The sequence below is a fragment of the Acidovorax sp. FJL06 genome (assembly GCF_003852545.1).
Classification (GTDB): Bacteria; Pseudomonadota; Gammaproteobacteria; order Burkholderiales; family Burkholderiaceae_C; genus Acidovorax.
On the sequence record NZ_QAJR01000012.1, the window covers coordinates 96299 to 113403 of the forward strand.

The window sequence follows — 17105 nt, forward strand, 5'->3', positions numbered from 1 at the left end:
CCACTGTCGGACGAGCGCCCCGGCCCGCGCACGGCGCGGCCAACCGCCGCACAATGGGCCCACATGCCCCCTTTGCCGTCCCTCGAAAGCACGCGCAGCGTTGCGCCCACCCCTGAGTTGAAGAGCCCGGGCGCCTCGCCGCAGGATGCTGCCGCCGAGCGCGCCGCCATCGCCCAGGGCACCGAGGAGGCCGTGGCCGCCCAGCTCGACCAGGGCGCGGCGGCACTGGGCCAGGCGGTGTCGCTGTCGCCCCTGGCGCCGCTGTCGGTGCCCGTGTTCCGCATGCTCTGGTTCACCTGGGTGGCGGCCAACACCTGCATGTGGATGAACGACGTGGCGGCCGCCTGGCTCATGACCACGCTCACCACCTCGCCCATCCTGGTGGCGCTGGTGCAGTCGGCCTCCACCCTGCCCGTCTTCCTGCTGGGCCTGCCCAGCGGTGCGCTGGCCGACATCCTGGACCGGCGGCGCTACTTCATCGCCACGCAGTTCTGGGTGGCGGCCGTGGCGCTGGTGTTGTGCGGGTTCATCCTGGCGGGCGGCATGACGGCGCCGCTGCTGCTGGCGCTCACGTTTGCCAACGGCATCGGCCTGGCCATGCGCTGGCCGGTGTTCGCGGCCATCGTGCCCGAACTGGTCAGCCGCCCGCAATTGCCCGCCGCCCTGGCGCTCAACGGCGTGGCCATGAACGCCTCGCGCATCATCGGCCCGCTGCTGGCGGGCGCCATCATCGCCAGCGCGGGCAGCGCCTGGGTGTTCGTGCTCAATGCCGTGCTGTCCATCCTCTCGGGCCTGGTCATCATGCGCTGGAAGCGCACCCATGTGCCCAGCCCGCTGGGCCGCGAAAAGCTGCCCAGCGCCATGCGCGTGGGCCTGCAGTTCGTGCGCCAGTCGCCACGCATGCGCGCCGTGCTGTGGCGCATTGCCATCTTCTTTTTGCACGCCACGGCGCTGCTGGCGCTGCTGCCGCTGCTGGCGCGGGGCCTGGAAGGTGGCGGTGCGGGCACCTTCACGCTGCTGCTGGCATCGATGGGCGCCGGCGCCATCACGGCCGCCATGTTTTTGCCGCGCCTGCGCCAGGCCATGGCGCGCGATGTGCTGGTGATGCGCGGCACGATGCTGCAGGCCGCCGCCACCGGCGTGATGGCCGTGGCGCCCAATGTCTATGTGGCCGTGCCCGCCATGTTCGTGGGCGGCATGGCGTGGATCACCACGGCCAATTCCCTGTCCGTATCGGCCCAGCTCGCGCTGCCCAACTGGGTGCGCGCGCGCGGCATGTCGATCTACCAGATGGCCATCATGGGCTCCACCGCGCTGGGGGCTGCCGTGTGGGGCCAGGTGGCCACGCTGAGCGATGTGCACCTCAGCCTGGGGATTGCCGCCGCCACGGGCGTGGTGGCCATGGCGCTGGTGCAGCGCCTGGTGGCCGACCGCAGCATGGAGGAAGACCTGAGCCCCTCGCGCGCCTTCAAGGCGCCGGTGGCCGACGCGCCTCCTGGTGCCGGGCATGTGGTGGTCACCATCGAATACTTCATCGACCCCGCCCGCGCCGCCGAATTCCGCGCCGTGATGCAGGAGAGCCGGCGCAGCCGCCTGCGCCAGGGCGCCTTGGGCTGGCAGCTGCTGCACGACATCAGCCAGCCTGCGCGCTACGTGGAGCGCATCGAGGACGAGTCGTGGACGGAGCACCTGCGCCGCTTCGACCGCGTGACGGCGTCGGACGTGGCGCTGCGCGACCGCAAGCTGGCCTTCCATGTGGGGGACGCGCCGCCGCGGGTGACAAGGTGGGCGGTGGAGTAGAGGGGGCGCGAGCGCCGCGAAGGCCCCCTGGGTCTTCTACCATCCAGGGGTCCGCTTCACATCCCTGCCTGCCGATCACCTGCCATGAACCGCCTTACGCGCACCAGCATTCTCTTTTTGGCGGCCGCTGCCGCCGGGGCCCACGCCGAAGGGGTTCTGGACCCCGCCCTGCTCGGCTGCTGGCGTGCGGCCAAGATCGTCCTGCACACGCAGGATGGCGCCACGGCCGAGGACATCTCGGGGCGCTGCAGCCTCCACTTCAAGGAAGACCAGTTCGATTCGGTCTGCAAGACCGCCACCGGCATGGCGACCACCACCTACCGCTACCAGATCGTGCGCCCCGGGGTGTATGCCGCCACCATGGCGGGCAGCAGCTTTCGCACGGAGATGGTCGGCTCGACGCGCGAGTACGCGTACCGCATCGACGGCGACCGGCTGCACACCGCCACAGCACCCCCGCCCACGCCCCCTGCCGCACCGGCCGTGGCGCCGCGGGTGGACACCGAGGCCACCAGGACGCCGTGCCCATAACGCAAGGGCCAGGCCGGCGGTTGCTTCTTATTTGATAGCTTCTAGCGCTTGCCCATCAAGCGCTAGCAGGCCAAAACACCCAAATCACCGGGGCCACAGCGCCCACAGCCGCAGGTTCTGCTTGAGCCGCCCGGCAATGTCCCCGGCCTCCGGGCCCCAGCCCGTGAAGTAGTCCGCGCGCACCGCGCCCAGGATGGCGCTGCCGGTGTCCTGCGCGAGCACCATGCGGTTGAGCTGCACCTGCGGGCCGCTGGAGGCCAGCCACACGGGCGTGCCGTAGGGAATGCTCTGGCGGTCCACGGCGATGGAGCGGCCGGGGGTGAGCGGCACGCCCTGCGCGCCACGCGGGCCGAAGCCGGCATCCAGTGCGTTCAGTGGCTCTTCGCGGAAGAACACATAGCGCGGGTTGCTCCACAGCAGCTCGTTGGTGCGCTGCGGGTTGACCGCCAGCCAGGCGCGGATGCCGGGCCAGGTGGCGTCGCGCGTCGCGCCCTGGTCCAGCAGCCAGCGGCCCACGCTCTGGTAGGGCTGGTCGTTGGTGCCCGCATAGGCCACGCGCACCACGGACACCGATCCGTCGGCCTCGGCGATGCGCAGGCGGCCCGAGCCCTGGATGTGCAGCACCATGGATTCGATGGGGTCGCGCAGCCAGGCAATGGCGCGGCCGGCGAGCTGCGCCTGGGCTTCGGGCAGGGTGTCGATCTGCTGGCGCGTGTACCAGGGCTTGCGCGTGCCCAGCCCGGCGGGCACGCGGTAGATGGGCACGGTGAAGCCGTTGCCGGGCTGGCGCGCGGCGTCCATCATGGGTTCGTAGTAGGCGGTGAGCAGGCCCTCGGCATTGCCGTCCGTGGCCTCGACGCGGTAGGGCTGCAGGCGGGCGATGAGCCAGGCGCGCTGCTCGTCGGCGGTGGCGATGCTCAGCTGGCGCACGTCGCCGCACAGCGCGGTGAAGGGCGGCGCGGGCCGTTCGCAGCTCTTGATCCAGGCGTTCCAGGCTTCGTGCAGCGCGTCTTCGGTGAAGCCCGGCAACTCGGCCCAGCGCACCGGCACCCAGCGGCTCTTGGGCTGGGCCAGGGGCGGCGGCAGCGGGCCGGTGTCGCCCGGCAGCACCATGGCGCTGGGCGGCAGCGGGGGCGGGATGGCCCCGGGCCGGGAGGGGCTTGGGGCCGGGGGCGTGGAGCAGGCGGCCAGCGTTCCTACAATCAGCGCCGTCGATACAAGGCGCAGGAGTGTCAATGTCATGGGGCTGATTTTGCTTGAAGCGCTGCTTGCGCTGGTGGTGCTGGTGGCCATCGTCTGGTGGACCATGTTCTCCGGGCGCAAGGGGGGCGAACTGAAGCCGCCTCCTGAGGCTCAAGACCAGGACAAGCCGCCGTCGGCGTGAGTCCTTGCTTGCCTGCGTGCTCGCCTACGCGGGCGTGCGCTGCAGGTGGCGTTCGCGCAGGAGCAGGAACAGGGGGAGCGCCAGCGAGGGGCCGACGCCCAGGCCCAGCAGCGGCAGCCACCAGCGGCGCATGCCCAGCCGGCGCCCTTCGGCCACGATGAAGATGGCCGCCGCCGCCCCCGAGACCAGCACGTCGGACCAGGCAAATGCGGAAAGGGGCGTGGCCAGGGCCTGCTGCACCAGCAGCGGCATGTCCAGCCCGTGGGCGGCCAGCCAGGGGGCAAACTGCGCCAGCGGGAGCACGGTGCCGGCAATGCAAAGAACGGTGTAGACGAGTGGCATGTAATCTTCCGTGCGGCAGGAGGGGCCCGTGTGGGGTTTGCGTCACTGCCCTGTTCGCAGCAGGTTGGCCAGTTCCACGGCCGACTTGACCTGCATCTTGTCGAACACGCGCGAGCGGTGCACTTCCACCGTGCGCACGCTGATGTCGAGCTGGTCGGCGATCAGCTTGTTGGGCAGGCCGGCCACCACCAGGTCCATCACGTCGCGCTCGCGGTCGGTCAGGTCAGCGAGCCGCACCTGCAGGCCGCTGCGCTCGCGCAGCTGCAGCAGGCGTTCAGAGGACTGGGCCAGCGCCTGCTCGATGCGGTCCACCAGCGCGTTGTCGGAGAAGGGCTTTTCGCAGAAGTCGAAGGCGCCGCGCTTGACGGTGTCCACCGCCGTGGGCACGTCGGCATGGCCGGTGAGAAAGATCACCGGCATGGTGGCCAGGTCGCCCCGCGCGGCGAGCAGGTCGAACAGCGCCAGCCCGCTCATGCCCGGCATGCGCACATCCAGCAGCAGGCAGCAGGGCTGGCGCTGGGCCGGGCGGTTTTGCAGCGTGGCGTCGAAGGCCTCGGCGCTGTCAAAGGACTCGCTGGGCAGCCTGCGCGAGCGCAGCAGCCAGGCCAGGGCTTCGCGCACGCTGGCATCGTCGTCCACGATGTACACGGTGGCGTTGGTGATGGGCTCCATAGGTCGGTTCAGTTGTCTATTGCATTGACTGCCACGCGCAGCCCACGAAACCGGCAGGGCCCGCGCGGGGCCGCCGCGAATCGCTTCAGGGGGGGGGCTCATTGTTCACAGGCAGCGTGAAGGTGAATACCGTACCACGCGGCTCATGGGGCGCGAATCCGAGGAAACCACCGTGCTGCTCGATCACGGTGCGGCACATGCTCAGGCCCAGGCCCATGCCCTCGCGGCGGGTGGTGAAGAAGGGGGTGAACAGCCGTTCGGCCACCTCGGGCGGGATGCCGGTGCCCAGGTCGGTCACGGTGAATTCGATCCAGCCACTGTATTTGTTGGAGGCCGCACGCCGCACCCGGATGTCGAGCACGCGGGTGCGCACCGTGGGGTCGTCCATGGCCTGCATGGCGTTGCGCGCCAGATTCAGCAGCACCTGCTCGACCATGGTGCGGTCGCACAGGGTGGGGGCCAGGCCCGGCTCCACGGTGGTGTGCACCCGCACGCCGAGCTTGCGCGCCTGCAGGCTCACCAGCGGCAGGATGGCGTCCAGCAGCTGCTGTGCATGCACTGCCTCGCGCGCCTGGTCGCGGCGGCGCACGAAGTCGTGCACGCTCTTGATCACGCGGCCTGCGCGCTCGGCCTGGCGGGCGATCTGGCGCATGGCCATGCGCACGTCGTCCAGCGCATCGGGCGCGGCCGGGGCGCCGCCGGCAGTGGCCGGGGCCGAGGGCGGCGCGGCCTGCTCCAGCAGGTTCAGTGAGCCGTTGGCATAGCTCGAAATGGCGGCCAGCGGCTGGTTCAGCTCGTGGCTGAGCAGCGAGGCCATCTCGCCCACCGTGGCCAGCCGGGCGGTGGCCTGCAGGCGCTCCTGCGAGGCGCGCGAAAGTTCCTCCACGCGGCGTTGCTCGCTGATGTCCAGGAAGGCGCTCATCCAGCCGGTGTGTTGCCCCTGGGCGTTGATCAGCGGCGCCTCGATGATGAGTACGGGAAAGCGCGTGCCGTCCTTGCGCATGAATTCGGACTCGAATCCTTCGCGTGGCGGCATATAGCCCGCAAAACGGGTGGCCTGGCGCTGCTGGTATTCCTCCACCCGCTCGGGTGGCCAGTAAGGCGCCGACATGCTCAGGCCCAGCAGCTCCTGGGGGGCAAAACCCACCATCTCGCAGAACGCCGGGTTCACATAGGTGATGCGGCCCTGCAGGTCGCGTGCACGCAGGCCGGTGACGAGCGAATCCTCCATCGCCTTGCGAAACGCCAGCGCATCGGCCAGGTCGCGCTCGGCGCGCAGGCGGCGGCGGTTGTCGCGCACCAGCACCACCATCACCGTCACCAGTGCAATCGACATGGCCGTGACCAGCGCCGTGAGCACATTGGGGAACAGGCTGGGCGCGGTGTGCCAGCCGTCCATGCGCAGCACCAGGGTGCCGCCGGGCAGGTCCAGCAGGTGCTGGGCGGTGAACATGCGCGAGCCCCGGCGGGCCGCGCCCATCACGGCCAGGCGCGTGCCGTCGGGTTCGGTGAACGAGGCCTCCTGGCTGCGCGTGAGGTTGTGCGCCACCAGGTTGATGAGCACGTCCTGCAGCGAATAGGTGGCCACCAGGAAACCTGTGGCGCGCCCGCCGGTGGACAGGGGCACGCACAGCTCCATCATCTCCGAGCCCAGGCCGTCGCCATGGGGCTGGAAGTAGCTGCTGGAGTACGCGGGGTTGCCCAGGCGCCGGGCGTTGGCGCAGGCGATGGTGAGGTCGGACTGGTTGCTGTCGCGCAGCCGCATGTCCCAGGCCACCGGGCGGTAGGGCGACTGCACATGGGTGCGCATGCGCAGGTTGGCATCGCGCAATTCGATGCGCACCAGCTCGCGCCGGTTGCGCAGCAGCTCGGAGGCTTCGACCTCCCAGGCCAGCTGGCCCGGGTTGTCGGCCGGCAGGGCCTGCAGGCTTTGCAGGTTGCGCGTGAGCGCGGTGCGGATGTCGGACACCGCGTCGGCCGTGTCGCGCTCCAGGCGCGACTGCACCTGGCTGGCCTCGTAGCGCCCCGCCAGCCACACCATGGTGGCCAGCATCGACACCACCAGCAGCACCAGCGCCGTCCACAGCGACCAGCGCCGCCAGGCGCCGCGCCAGCGCTGCAGCAGGGTGCGTTGTGGTTTGGGAGGGTTCACGGGGTGGTTACAGCACGCGGTGCGTCAGGGCGGGGAGCTGGGCGCGCACCGCGCGCAGCCGCTGCGCGTCCAGCACGCCCGCTACGGTGCCTGGCCCCTGGTCCTGCTGCGCGAGCACCGTGCCCCAGGGGTCCACCAGCATGCTGTGGCCCCAGGTGTGGCGCCCGTTCTGGTGCACGCCGCCCTGGGCGGGGGCCAGCACATAGGCCAGGTTTTCAATGGCGCGGGCGCGCAGCAGCACCTCCCAGTGGGCCTGCCCCGTGGTGTGGGTGAAGGCGCTGGGCACCAGCAGCAGGTCGGCGCGTGCGCGGGCATGGGCCCGGTACAGCTCGGGAAAGCGCAGGTCGTAGCACACGGACAGGCCCACGCGCCAGTGCTGGCCATCGCGCGCGTGCAGGTCGAACTGCACGGGGGCGTTGCCGGCCTCAATCACGCGGCCCTCGTCGTACTGCTCGCGCCCATTGTCGAAGCGGAACAGGTGGATCTTGTCGTAGCGTGCCACGCAGGCGCCACTGGGGTCGAAGACCAGCGTGGTGTTGCGCACGCGGTCCGGCGCGGCGGTTTGCAGCGGCAGGGTGCCGCCCACGATCCACATCTGCAGCGTGCGCGCCGTGTCGGCCAGAAAACGCTGGATGGGGCCGTCGCCCTCGGCCTCGCGCAGCGCGAGCTTGTCGGTGTCCTTGTGGCCCATCAGGCCGAAGTACTCGGGCAGAACGGCCAGCTCGGCACCGCTCCGGGCGGCGTCTTCCAGCAGGGTGCGGGCCGCACGCAGGTTGTCGTCGCGCTGGGGGCCGGACACCATCTGAATGGCGGCAACTTTCATGAGGGCTCTCCGGCTTTGGGGGGGCTGCTGTTGCGGGGCGTGGCGTCGGTGGCGGGGCTGGCCTCGCGGCCTCGGCGTGCCACGCGCACCACGCGGGGGTCGGCCCAGGTGCCGTCCACGCGGAACTCCTGCGTGGCGGCCTCGATGAGCGGCCCGCGCAGGAACACCTGGGCCAGGAAACTGCCCAGGCCGATCACGGGGTTAATGGCCGTGGCCACTAGCGAGGCCGTCATGGCATTGATCTCGGGCACCACCACCACGCGCAGGTCCTGGGTTTCGTGGTCGATGTCGGCGTGGCCTTCCATCAGCACGGCCGCATTCACGCCCTTCATCTGCAGGTTGTTGGTGGTGGCCACGCCGCGCTCGATGCGCAGGTCGCCGCGCACGAAGTCGAACGCAAAGCCCTCGCTGAACACATCGCGGAAGTCCAGCGTCAGGCGGCGCGGCAGCGACTGCAGGCTCAGCACGCCCAGCAGCTTGGCCAGTCCCGGGTCGGCCTTGAGGAACTGGCCGGACTCGACGTTGAGGTTGATCTGCCCGCTCATGCTGCGGTAGTCGGGGCTGAACGGGGCGCCGATCCAGGCCACCTGCCCTTCCATGCGGCCCTTGCCGCGCCGCACCACATTGGCCATGCCCATGCGGGTCAGCAGGTCCCCCGAGTCGCGGATGTCGAGCTTGAAGCTCAGCACGGTGCGCCGCTCGGCCGAGCGGGCGCTGGCGGCCGCTGCATTCAGCACGGCCCAGTTGCCGCTGGCCGTGAGGCTGGCCTCGGGGGCGGTGATGTTGAACTTGGCGAGGCGCCATTCGCGCTGGGCGCCCTCGCCGCCCCGGTTCTGTGCCTCGATCTCCACGTGCCCCAGGCGCTTGCCGCGCAGCTCGAACTCGTCCACCACGATGTCGAGGGCCGGCAGGGCACCGGGCTGTTCGTTGAGCAGCTCTTCGACCTGGGCCACATCGCTTTGGGGCAGGCTCGCGCGCGACAGGCGGGCATATACGCGGCCGTTGGCGGCGTCGGGCGAGCCGGGCGGGCGGTATTCGAGGTAGCCGTTGAGTTCGGTGGCGTCGAGGTTGGCGCGCCAGGTGGTGCCCTCGCGCAGGGCGCCCGCCACCACGTTGTGCAGGGTGCGGCCCTGCAGGGTCAGCTCGCGCGCACGCAATGCCAGGGTGGTGGGCAGGTAGTCCTGCGCCATGGCGGGTCCGGCGGGGGGGGCTGCGGGGCTGGCCGTGCGGGTGGGGGCTTCGGCTGCGGTGGCCTGTGCGAGCACATCCTCCCAGGCATCCACATCCACCTTGCCCTGGCTGATGTTGGCGGCCACGCCCTGCGCCGGCAGCGGGGCGGATTCGCCGTTGCTCAGCCCCAGTCCAATGGCGCCGCGCAGCACGCGGGGCTGGGGGCCGCTGAGGTCGCGCAGGTAGGTGGCCGAGCCCAGGGCGCCCAGGTCCAGCGTGATCTGGTCGCGCAGCGGTGGCGGGCTGCTGCCATTGCCGTTGTTGCTGCCGTTGGCGGCCAGGCCGGTGAGCGATTCGCGCGCCACCTGGGTCTCGAAGCGCAGCGGCAGGCTGCTGTCGGCGGCTTTGCCCAGCGGGGGCGGCAGCGCCAGCGCCAGGCCCTGCAGCGTGGTGCTGACCTGCAGCTCGGGCACGCCCCGGCGGAACGCCAGGGCCAGGGTGTAGGGGGTGCTGCCGGTGGCGCGGCGCGCCAGCTGCGACAGCATGCCCAGCTGGGGCGTCTGCTGCAGTCCCTCGGCGGTGGCGGTGCCCTGGGCGCGCACCTGCACGGCCGATTCGGTGGCCGGGGCGTTGGGGCCCAGCGCCCGCATGCCGCCTTCGAGCCGCACATTGCCGCCCAGCGCCTGGGCCTGCACGTTGGACAGCGCAAACCCGGTTTCGCTGAACTGCACGGCGCCCCGCACCCGGCTCAGCGCGGGCGTGTCGGGCGTGATGCGCAGTTCGTTGCCCGCCAGCGTGACGCTGCCCTGCACCTTGGACTTGTGGATGTCGCTGATGGGCAGGGCCAGGCGCAGCTGGAAGTCGGCATTGCCGGTGCCGCTGGCCTGGTCGAGGGCGTTGCCGGTCATGCGCCCCAGCGGGGAGGTGGCCATGAGCGTGAGCAGCTCGGCCAGCGGGCCGCGGGCGTCGGCGTTCACGCCCACCACGGTGTGCGCCAGGTCGGGGATCTTGGCGTCCACCTTGGACAGCCGCAGGCCCTTGCTGCCCGCAAAGCCGCCACTGGCACCACGCACCTGCATGGACGAGCGCTCGAAGATCAGCTCGCCGCCCAGGTCCGTCAGCGCGGGCCAGGGCAAGGTGCCTGCAGGCTGTAGCGAGGGGGGCACATAGGCATAGGTCACGCCCTTGACGCGCGCCGCGATGCGGAATTCGCCCAGTTTGGGGTCGTTGAACGGCAGGTCGTGCAGGTCGCCCTTGACGCGGAACTGCACGTTGCTGGCGCTGCCCGCCACCACGGCGTCGCGCACATAGTGGCGCGACTCGGCGGGGATGGACAGGGGCAGGTAGCGGTGCACGCGCGTGCCATCGGCGCGGTTCAGCGCGCCGGTGAGGTCCAGCACCCCCGGAAAACGCGATTTGTGGGGCGCCTTGCTGGCATCGCTGGTGTGCCAGGTGGCGCGGGCTTCGCCCTGGGCGTCGGCGTTGGCGAACTGCACATCGTTGGCCTGCACGGCGATGCGGCCGCCTTCGATCTGCCAGCGCAGGTCGGCGCTGAGCCGGTCCAGCGGCAGCACCGGGTCTTCAAACACGCCCGGCAGCACCAGCGCCCCGGAGGCCATGGTGAGCGCCGCCTTGCCGCCGGCCTGGGTCATGTCGATGTCCACCGTGGCGCCGCGCAGGCCCAGGTGGGTGGGCGCGGTGTTGGTGGGGGCCCCGGCCAGCGCCAGGCCCCGGATGCGGCCCTTGACCTGGTACTGCTGCAGGGCATCCAGGGGGCCTTTCCAGGTGGCCTGGATGTCATCGACCAGGCCCTCCGGGGTGTAGGTGCGCACGGCGTCGTGGGCCGTGGCCCCGAGGGGCAGGCGGCTGGCGATCTGCGCCAGCGCCGCCAGGTCCAGGCGGTCGGCGCGGAACTCGCCCTGCTCCGGGGCCTTGCCCGTGGCCGCTGTGTGGATGAGCCGCAGGTTCCCGCCGGGCCAGGTCAGGCCGTCATTGGTCTGGAACTGCAGGCCCTGGGTGGAGAACTCGAAGCCGCCGTTCAGCCGCCGTGCGCCCAGGCGCCCCTGGATGGAGGGCAGCACCAGCGCCTGCAGGTCGGGGCTGAGGGTGGTGTTCACGTCGGCCAGCGCCAGGTCGGCCGTGCCGCCCACCAACTGGCCGCTGCGCACATCGGCCCAGGCGCGCAGCGCACCACGGCCCTGCGCCACCGCAATGCCTATGTCGGCATGGTGGTGCAGTTGCGAGACATCGACGCGTGTGAAATCGGCAAACACCTGGCCGTTCCAGTGTTTCCAGTTGCCGTCGCGGGCGCGCAGCAGCGGAGCGCGGAACAGGCCCACCACCGAAAAGCGGTCGCCCCAGGCCGGTGGCGGGGTGGCGTCCAGGCGCATGTGGTGGTGCCAGTTGCCGTTGCGCAGCACCAGGTTGACCTTTTCCAGCGCCAGTTCGGGGGCGCCGCGCTGCTCGTCGGTCCAGCGCACGGTGCCTCCCTGGATGAACACCTCGCCCTGTGAGAAAAGCCAGTCGGCCGCATCGTTGTTGTCGCCCTGGTGCTGGGCAAATTCGAGCCCCGCCACATAGATGCGGCCATCGGTGGCGCGGCGCACGTCCAGCTCCGGCCCCTCGACATACAGCTGCTCGAACCCGCCCTTGAGCAGCGAGCGGGGCGACAGGGCCACCACCACCCGGGGCAGGTGCAGGGCCGAGCGGCCCGAGGCGTCCAGCAGTGCCACGTCCGACAGCTCTATCGACGGCACCAGCCCCGTGGTGCGGGCCTCGATGGCGCCGATCTGGACGGGAACCCCCAGAGCCCGTGCGGCATGCGCCTCCAGCTGTGGGCGAAAGTCCCCGATTCGCGGCACAATCCAGCCATGAAGGGCCCCCCATGCGATGGTCAGCAGCAGCCAGAAGGCCAGCAGCAAGCCCAGTGACCACCGCGCAAAACCTGCCACTATCTTGAGCAGGCGTGAGGGGTGCGTGGTGGGATCGATCATGGTGGGATTGAATGTGGCAGGAATTATGACCCGCAGGCCTCGCGCGGGTTCACTACAAACCAGTGTTCTTATGGATGCAGCCTTGGGCTGTGGCTGCCATGACCGCACCGTCCTCTGACCCCCGTTGCAACCCGCCCTTCCCCGAGGGGCCGCTGGCCGAGCACTCGCGCTTCTACCAGCGCCTGCACCGCCGCTACGCGAACGACCTGGCCCTGCTGCCCCCGGGCACCCCGGTGCTGGCCACCATGGAGCAAGCCTACGACGCACTGCGGGCCCGGGGCTGTGACACCGGCACCGCTCTGCGCATGCTGCGCCAGCTGGTCATGGAGCGGCTGATCCAGCTCGATTGCGAGGCCCAGGCGCCGCTGGGCGACATCACCCGCGCCGTGACCGAGCTGGCCGAGCTGGCCCTGGACCGCGCCTGCGCCCAGGCGCGCCGCGAGCTGGACGAGCGCCACGGCGCACCCTGCGGGCCGCAGGGGCAGCCCGTGCAGCTCTGGATCATCGGCATGGGCAAGCTGGGCGCGCGCGAGCTGAACGTGTCCAGCGACATCGACCTGATCTACGTGTACGAACACGACGGCGAAACGGCGGGTATGCCCGATGGCCGGGGCCGCATCTCCAACCACGAGTACTTTGCGCGCGCCGTCAAGGCCATCTACAGCCTGGTGGGCGACACCACCGAACACGGCTTTGTGTTCCGCGTGGACCTGGCGCTGCGGCCCAACGGCAACTCGGGCCCGGCCTCGGTGTCGCTGGCGGCGCTGGAGGAATACCTGCAGATCCAGGGCCGCGAATGGGAGCGCTTTGCCTGGCTCAAGAGCCGGGTGGTGGCGCCGCGCGACAGCATTGGCCGCCCCGAGGTGCAGGCGCTGCGGGGTGTGGTGCTGCCCTTTGTGTTCCGCCGATACCTCGACTACAGCGTGTTCGATGCGCTGCGCTCCCTGCACAGCCAGATCCGCGACCACGCCGCCAAGCGCAGCGCGGGCCACCCGGAGCGCGCCAACGATGTGAAGCTCTCGCGCGGCGGCATCCGCGAGATCGAATTCACCGTGCAGCTGCTGCAGGTGGTGCGTGGTGGGCAGTTCCCCGAGCTGCGCCGCCGCCCCACGCTCGACGCCCTGCGGCGGCTTGCCCATGCAGGCCTCATGCCGAAGGCAACGGCCGATGCACTGGCGCAGGCCTATGTGTTCCTGCGCCGGGTGGAGCACCGCATCCAGTACCTGGACGACCAGCAGACCCATGTGCTGCCCACGCGCGACGACGACCTGGCCTGGATCGCCCAGACCCTGGGCTTCAAGGACTGCTGCGCGTTTTTGCACGAGCTGGACGCCCACCGCGAACTGGTGGCGCAGGAGTTCGACACCCTGCTCGGCGGCGCGGGCAAAAAGCAATGCAACGGGGGCGGCTGCGGCGGGCCCCGTGCCGCCGCGCCCCCCCCGCCCGAGCTGGAGGCCCTGCTGGAGCAACTGCCCCCCGGCTTTCGCGAGCGCGTGGCCGAATGGCGCAGCCACCCGCGTGTGGAAGGCCTGCGTGATGAGGCGCGCGCACGCCTGTTCCGCCTGGTGCAGCGCACCGCACAGTGGCTCAAAGAGGGCCGTGTGACCGAAGAAGCCGCGCTGCGCCTGGCCAACTGGCTCGAACCCCTGCTGCGCCGTGAGAGCTATCTGGCGCTGCTGCTGGAGCGCCCCTCGGTGCACGAGCAGTTGCTGCACCTGCTGGGCGCCGCCAAATGGCCCGCGCGCTACCTGCTGCAGCACCCCGGCGTGATCGACGAGCTGGTGGGTGACCACCTGCTGTCCGAGCGGTTTGTGGTGGCCGACTTCGAGCGCGAGCTGGGCATGCGCCTGGCCTCGCTGCGCTCCACGGGCGAGGACGACGACGAAACCCTGCTCAACCTGCTGCGCCGCGCCCAGCATGCCGAAACCTTCCGCACCCTGGCGCGCGACGTGGAACGCCGCATCACCGTCGAGCAGGTGGCCGACGACCTCAGCGCCCTGGCCGACAGCGTGCTGCGCATCACCAGCCAGTGGTGCTGGAGCCGCCTCAAGAACCGCCACCGCGACGAACCCCAGTTCGCCATCATTGGCTACGGCAAGCTGGGCGGCAAGGAGCTGGGCTACGGCAGCGACCTCGACATCGTGTTTGTGTTCGACGACGACGACGAGCGCGCGCCTGAGGTCTATGCGGCCTTTGTGCGCAAGCTCATCAACTGGCTCACGGTGAAGACGGGTGAGGGCGATCTGTACGAGATCGACACCGCCCTGCGGCCCAACGGCAATTCGGGCCTGCTGGTGACCAGCTTCGAGGCCTATGCCAACTACCAGCAGCAGCGCGGCAGCAACACCGCCTGGACCTGGGAGCACCAGGCCATGACACGCGCGCGCTTTGTGATGGGCAGCGCCGCCCTGCAGGTGCGCTTTGATGCGGTGCGCGAAGCCGTGATCACCTCCACCCGCGACCCGCTGGCCTTGCAGGGCGAGATCGTGACCATGCGCGAGCGCGTGCGCTCGGCCCACCCCACGCCCGCCGGCCGCTTCGACGTGAAGCACAGCGTGGGGGGCATGGTGGACGCCGAGTTCGCCGTGCAGTACCTGGTGCTGTCGCAGTCGGCTGCCCACCCCGAGCTGCGCGGCAATGTGGGCAACATCGCGCTGCTGCAGCGTGCCGAGCAGGTGGGCCTGCTGCCCGCCGGTGTGGGCGTGGCAGCCGCCGATGCGTACCGCGAGCTGCGCCGCGTGCAGCACGTGGCACGCCTGGACGAAGCCCCCATCCATGTCACACCGCCCGCCCTGCAGGCCGAACGCGATGCCGTGCTGGCACTGTGGCGGGCCGTGTTTGGTGCAGGGGCGTAGCGCCCCGCGGGCCTGGGCGGGCCGCCAGCAGCGCCGTTGTGAAGGGTGACAAATGGTTGCACTTTGGTGGGGGTTCCGCCTTCTGAAAATCCGCTAATTCAAACAACTGTTTGAATTCTGGTGGTTTAATCCGGGGCCATGAGTTCCGGTGCCCTTTCCATTCCTGCCGCTGCCCAGCGCACGGCCCGCAGCGACGGCGAAGACACGCGCGCACGCCTGCTGCAGGCCGCGCTGCAGCTCTTTTCCGAAAAGGGCTTTGCCCAGACCTCGGTGCGCGCCATCGCCCAGGCGGCGGGCACCAATGTGGCGGCCATTGCCTACCACTTTGGCGACAAGGCCCAGCTCTACACCGCCACGTTCTATGAGCCCTTTGGCAGCAGCAGCGAACTGATCCCGGTGTTCGCCGATCCGGCGCTGGACCTGCCGTGCGCGCTGCAGCGTTATTTCGCGGGCTTCCTGGAGCCCCTCAAGCACGACGACCTGGTGACACAGTCGCTGCGCCTGCATGTGCGCGAGCTGCTGGAGCCGACCCATGTCTGGCCCGAACTCATCGAACGCGAGTGCCGCGCGCCCCACATGGCCCTCATCCAGGTCCTGTGCCGGCACATGGGCGTGCCGGCGGTGGACGACGACATGCACCGCCTCGCCTTCTCCCTGGCGGGTCTGATCATGCAGCTGTGGACGCAGCGCGACCCCCTGCAGGCCATTGCCCCCCAGCTGGCGACAGCGGCGGCGGTGGACCAGTGGGTGGAGCGGCTCACCGGCTATGCCCTGGGCATGGTGCAAGGGGAAATCATCCGGCGGCAGGCCACACAAGGGCCCGCGCGCCGCGCTTCCAGGACTTCGTACCAGAAGGAATCCAACGCATGACATTGAGCACTACCGTGAGTACGACCCGATGGGCCTGGGCCGTTGTGTTGCCCCTGGCCCTGGGCGCCTGCGCGACCACTGCACCGCCTGCCCAGGTGCCTGCGGCCCCACCCGTGGCCTGGCAGGCCCCGCTGCCGCACCAGGGCTCGCTGGGCGACATGGCCCGGTGGTGGACCCAACTCGGCGACCCGCTGCTGGTCGAGCTGATCGACGCCGCCCAGGCCGTGAGCCCGGGCATGGCCCAGGCCCAGGCACGCCTGGTGCAGGCCCGCGCCACGCAGGTCAGCAGCCGCGCCGCGCTGCTGCCGTCGCTGGACGCGCAGGCCAGCGCCAGCCGGGGCGTGAATGAGCAGATCGGAGGCATTGCCACCACGGCGCAGGCCGGGCTGCAGGCGAGCTGGGAGCTGGACCTGTTTGGTGCCAACCGCGCCACCAGGACCGCCGCCGAGGAGCGGCTGGCGGGCGCACAGGCCTTGTGGCACGAGGCGCGTGTGAGCGTGGCGGCCGAGGTGGCGCAGCAGACCAGCAGCCTGCGCACCTGCCTGGCGCAGCTGCAGGTGGCCGAGCGCGATGCGCAGTCGCGCGGCGAGACCTCGCGCCTGTCCGGCTTGAGTGAGCGCGCGGGCTTCACGGCGCCCGCCACGGCGGCCCTGGCGCGTGCCAGCGCCGCCGAGGCCCAGGCCCGCGTCTCGCAGCAGCGCATGCAGTGCGATGTGGAGGTGAAGGCGCTGGTGGCGCTCACGGGCTGGGAAGAACCCGCCCTGCGCGCGCGGCTGGCCACGCCGGTCGCTGCAGCGACCGACACGCTGTTTGCCATGGCCGCGCTGCCTGCGCAGGTGCTGGCCCAGCGCCCCGATGTCTACAACGCCGAGCGCGAGGTGGCTGCCGCCAGCGCCGAAGTGGGCAGCGCACAGGCGCAGCGCTACCCGCGCCTGTCGCTCAGTGGCTCGGTGGGCACGGCGTGGCTGCGCACGGGCGGCGCGACGACCGACTTCAACACCTGGACCATCGGCCCGCTGGCGCTGAGCGTGCCCTTGTTCGACGGCGGCCGGCGTGCGGCGCAAACCGACGCCGCGCAGGCGCGCTACGACGAGGCCGCCGCGCTGTACCGCGCCAAGGTGCGCCAGGCCGTGGGCGAGGTGGAGCAGGCGCTGGTGCGGCTGCAGAGCACGGCCGAGCGCAATGCGAGCGCGCGCACGGCGGCCGAGGGCTACCGCGCCTCGTTCGATGCGACCGAGGCGCGCTGGCGCGGCGGGCTGGCCAGCCTGGTCGAGCTGGAAGATGCCCGGCGCACCTCGCTCGCCGCCGAGAACGCGCTGGTCGCGCTGCAGCACGAACGCCAGGCCGCCTGGATTGCGCTGTACCGCGCAGCCGGCGGTGGATGGGACGGGCAAACAGCCATCGCCACGGCCACTCCCTCCGCTGCGGCCACCGCTGCACGCTGAGTGAAAACCATGGAGGCAAGGCGGATCGCCGGCCTCCTTTTCCTGACACCGACTGGATGAACGGACAG

At 70.7% G+C, this 17105-nt stretch carries 12 protein-coding genes; 6 read left to right on the forward strand and 6 right to left on the reverse strand.

Annotated features, from left to right (window positions below; translation table 11 throughout):
* The first annotated feature begins 63 nt into the window (after positions 1–63).
* Together DBV10_RS07695 and DBV10_RS07700 are read left to right on the forward strand one after the other, a co-directional pair.
* The gene (locus tag DBV10_RS07695; protein ID WP_124512235.1) at positions 64–1800 is read left to right on the forward strand and encodes an MFS transporter; all 1737 of its coding nucleotides are present in this window, start codon (positions 64–66) and stop codon (positions 1798–1800) included.
* Between the two features lie 84 nt (positions 1801–1884).
* Complete coding sequence (locus DBV10_RS07700) at positions 1885–2331, forward strand: hypothetical protein (RefSeq protein ID WP_233589845.1); 447 nt, start codon at positions 1885–1887, stop codon at positions 2329–2331.
* Positions 2332–2415: 84 nt separating this feature from the next.
* Here the strand turns inward: DBV10_RS07700 and DBV10_RS07705 are convergent, their stop codons facing one another.
* On the reverse strand, positions 2416–3639 hold the full coding sequence (locus DBV10_RS07705) for a murein transglycosylase A (RefSeq protein ID WP_124512237.1): 1224 nt from the start codon (positions 3637–3639) through the stop codon (positions 2416–2418).
* On the opposite strand from DBV10_RS07705, the gene DBV10_RS22870 reads away from it, so the two are divergent.
* Positions 3572–3715 carry a hypothetical protein gene (locus DBV10_RS22870; protein WP_199740061.1) on the forward strand — a complete coding sequence of 48 codons (144 nt, stop codon included), beginning with the start codon at positions 3572–3574 and terminating at the stop codon, positions 3713–3715. The two genes, DBV10_RS07705 and DBV10_RS22870, sit on opposite strands and share 68 nt — an antisense overlap.
* Positions 3716–3739: 24 nt before the next feature.
* On the opposite strand, the gene DBV10_RS07710 is transcribed toward DBV10_RS22870, so the two are convergent.
* The 5 genes from DBV10_RS07710 to DBV10_RS07730 form a co-directional block, all read right to left on the reverse strand.
* Entirely contained in the window at positions 3740–4057 is a 318-nt protein-coding gene (locus DBV10_RS07710; protein WP_124512239.1) for a DUF2834 domain-containing protein, read from the reverse strand.
* Between the two features lie 42 nt (positions 4058–4099).
* On the reverse strand, positions 4100–4729 hold the full coding sequence (locus DBV10_RS07715) for a response regulator transcription factor (protein WP_124512241.1): 630 nt from the start codon (positions 4727–4729) through the stop codon (positions 4100–4102).
* An 85-nt stretch (positions 4730–4814) separates the two neighbouring features.
* Positions 4815–6881, reverse strand: a complete 2067-nt coding sequence (locus tag DBV10_RS07720) for a nitrogen regulation protein NR(II) (protein WP_124512243.1) — start codon at positions 6879–6881, stop codon at positions 4815–4817.
* Positions 6882–6888: 7 nt separating this feature from the next.
* Complete coding sequence (locus DBV10_RS07725) at positions 6889–7704, reverse strand: carbon-nitrogen hydrolase family protein (RefSeq protein WP_124512245.1); 816 nt, start codon at positions 7702–7704, stop codon at positions 6889–6891.
* On the reverse strand, positions 7701–11867 hold the full coding sequence (locus tag DBV10_RS07730) for a YhdP family protein (RefSeq protein WP_124512247.1): 4167 nt from the start codon (positions 11865–11867) through the stop codon (positions 7701–7703). The genes DBV10_RS07725 and DBV10_RS07730 overlap by 4 nt, the downstream gene beginning before the upstream one ends.
* A gap of 98 nt (positions 11868–11965) precedes the next feature.
* Here DBV10_RS07730 and glnE point away from each other — a divergent pair, with 98 nt between their 5' ends.
* The 3 genes from glnE to DBV10_RS07745 all read left to right on the forward strand — a co-directional run bounded on the left by glnE (position 11966) and on the right by DBV10_RS07745 (position 17037).
* On the forward strand, positions 11966–14722 hold the full coding sequence (gene glnE / locus DBV10_RS07735) for a bifunctional [glutamate--ammonia ligase]-adenylyl-L-tyrosine phosphorylase/[glutamate--ammonia-ligase] adenylyltransferase (RefSeq protein WP_124512250.1): 2757 nt from the start codon (positions 11966–11968) through the stop codon (positions 14720–14722).
* A 138-nt stretch (positions 14723–14860) separates the two neighbouring features.
* Positions 14861–15592 (forward strand): TetR/AcrR family transcriptional regulator, encoded by a 732-nt coding sequence (locus DBV10_RS07740; protein WP_124512252.1) that lies wholly within the window; start codon positions 14861–14863, stop codon positions 15590–15592.
* Positions 15589–17037, forward strand: coding sequence for an efflux transporter outer membrane subunit (locus DBV10_RS07745; protein ID WP_124512254.1), 1449 nt, complete (start codon positions 15589–15591; stop codon positions 17035–17037). Before DBV10_RS07740 ends, DBV10_RS07745 begins: the two co-directional genes overlap by 4 nt.
* The last annotated feature ends 68 nt before the right edge of the window (positions 17038–17105 follow it).

Bases quoted from the DNA above. Each gene is read 5' to 3' on its own strand.
- DBV10_RS07715 (WP_124512241.1), bottom strand. From the start codon at position 4,729: ATGGAGCCCATCACCAACGCCACCGTGTACATCGTGGACGACGATGCC.
- DBV10_RS07745 (WP_124512254.1), top strand. From the start codon at position 15,589: ATGACATTGAGCACTACCGTGAGTACGACCCGATGGGCCTGGGCCGTT.
- DBV10_RS07725 (WP_124512245.1), bottom strand. From the start codon at position 7,704: ATGAAAGTTGCCGCCATTCAGATGGTGTCCGGCCCCCAGCGCGACGAC.
- glnE (WP_124512250.1), top strand. From the start codon at position 11,966: ATGACCGCACCGTCCTCTGACCCCCGTTGCAACCCGCCCTTCCCCGAG.
- DBV10_RS07695 (WP_124512235.1), top strand. From the start codon at position 64: ATGCCCCCTTTGCCGTCCCTCGAAAGCACGCGCAGCGTTGCGCCCACC.
- DBV10_RS07740 (WP_124512252.1), top strand. From the start codon at position 14,861: ATGAGTTCCGGTGCCCTTTCCATTCCTGCCGCTGCCCAGCGCACGGCC.
- DBV10_RS22870 (WP_199740061.1), top strand. From the start codon at position 3,572: ATGGGGCTGATTTTGCTTGAAGCGCTGCTTGCGCTGGTGGTGCTGGTG.
- DBV10_RS07710 (WP_124512239.1), bottom strand. From the start codon at position 4,057: ATGCCACTCGTCTACACCGTTCTTTGCATTGCCGGCACCGTGCTCCCG.
- DBV10_RS07705 (WP_124512237.1), bottom strand. From the start codon at position 3,639: ATGGTCCACCAGACGATGGCCACCAGCACCACCAGCGCAAGCAGCGCT.
- DBV10_RS07700 (WP_233589845.1), top strand. From the start codon at position 1,885: ATGAACCGCCTTACGCGCACCAGCATTCTCTTTTTGGCGGCCGCTGCC.
- DBV10_RS07730 (WP_124512247.1), bottom strand. From the start codon at position 11,867: ATGATCGATCCCACCACGCACCCCTCACGCCTGCTCAAGATAGTGGCA.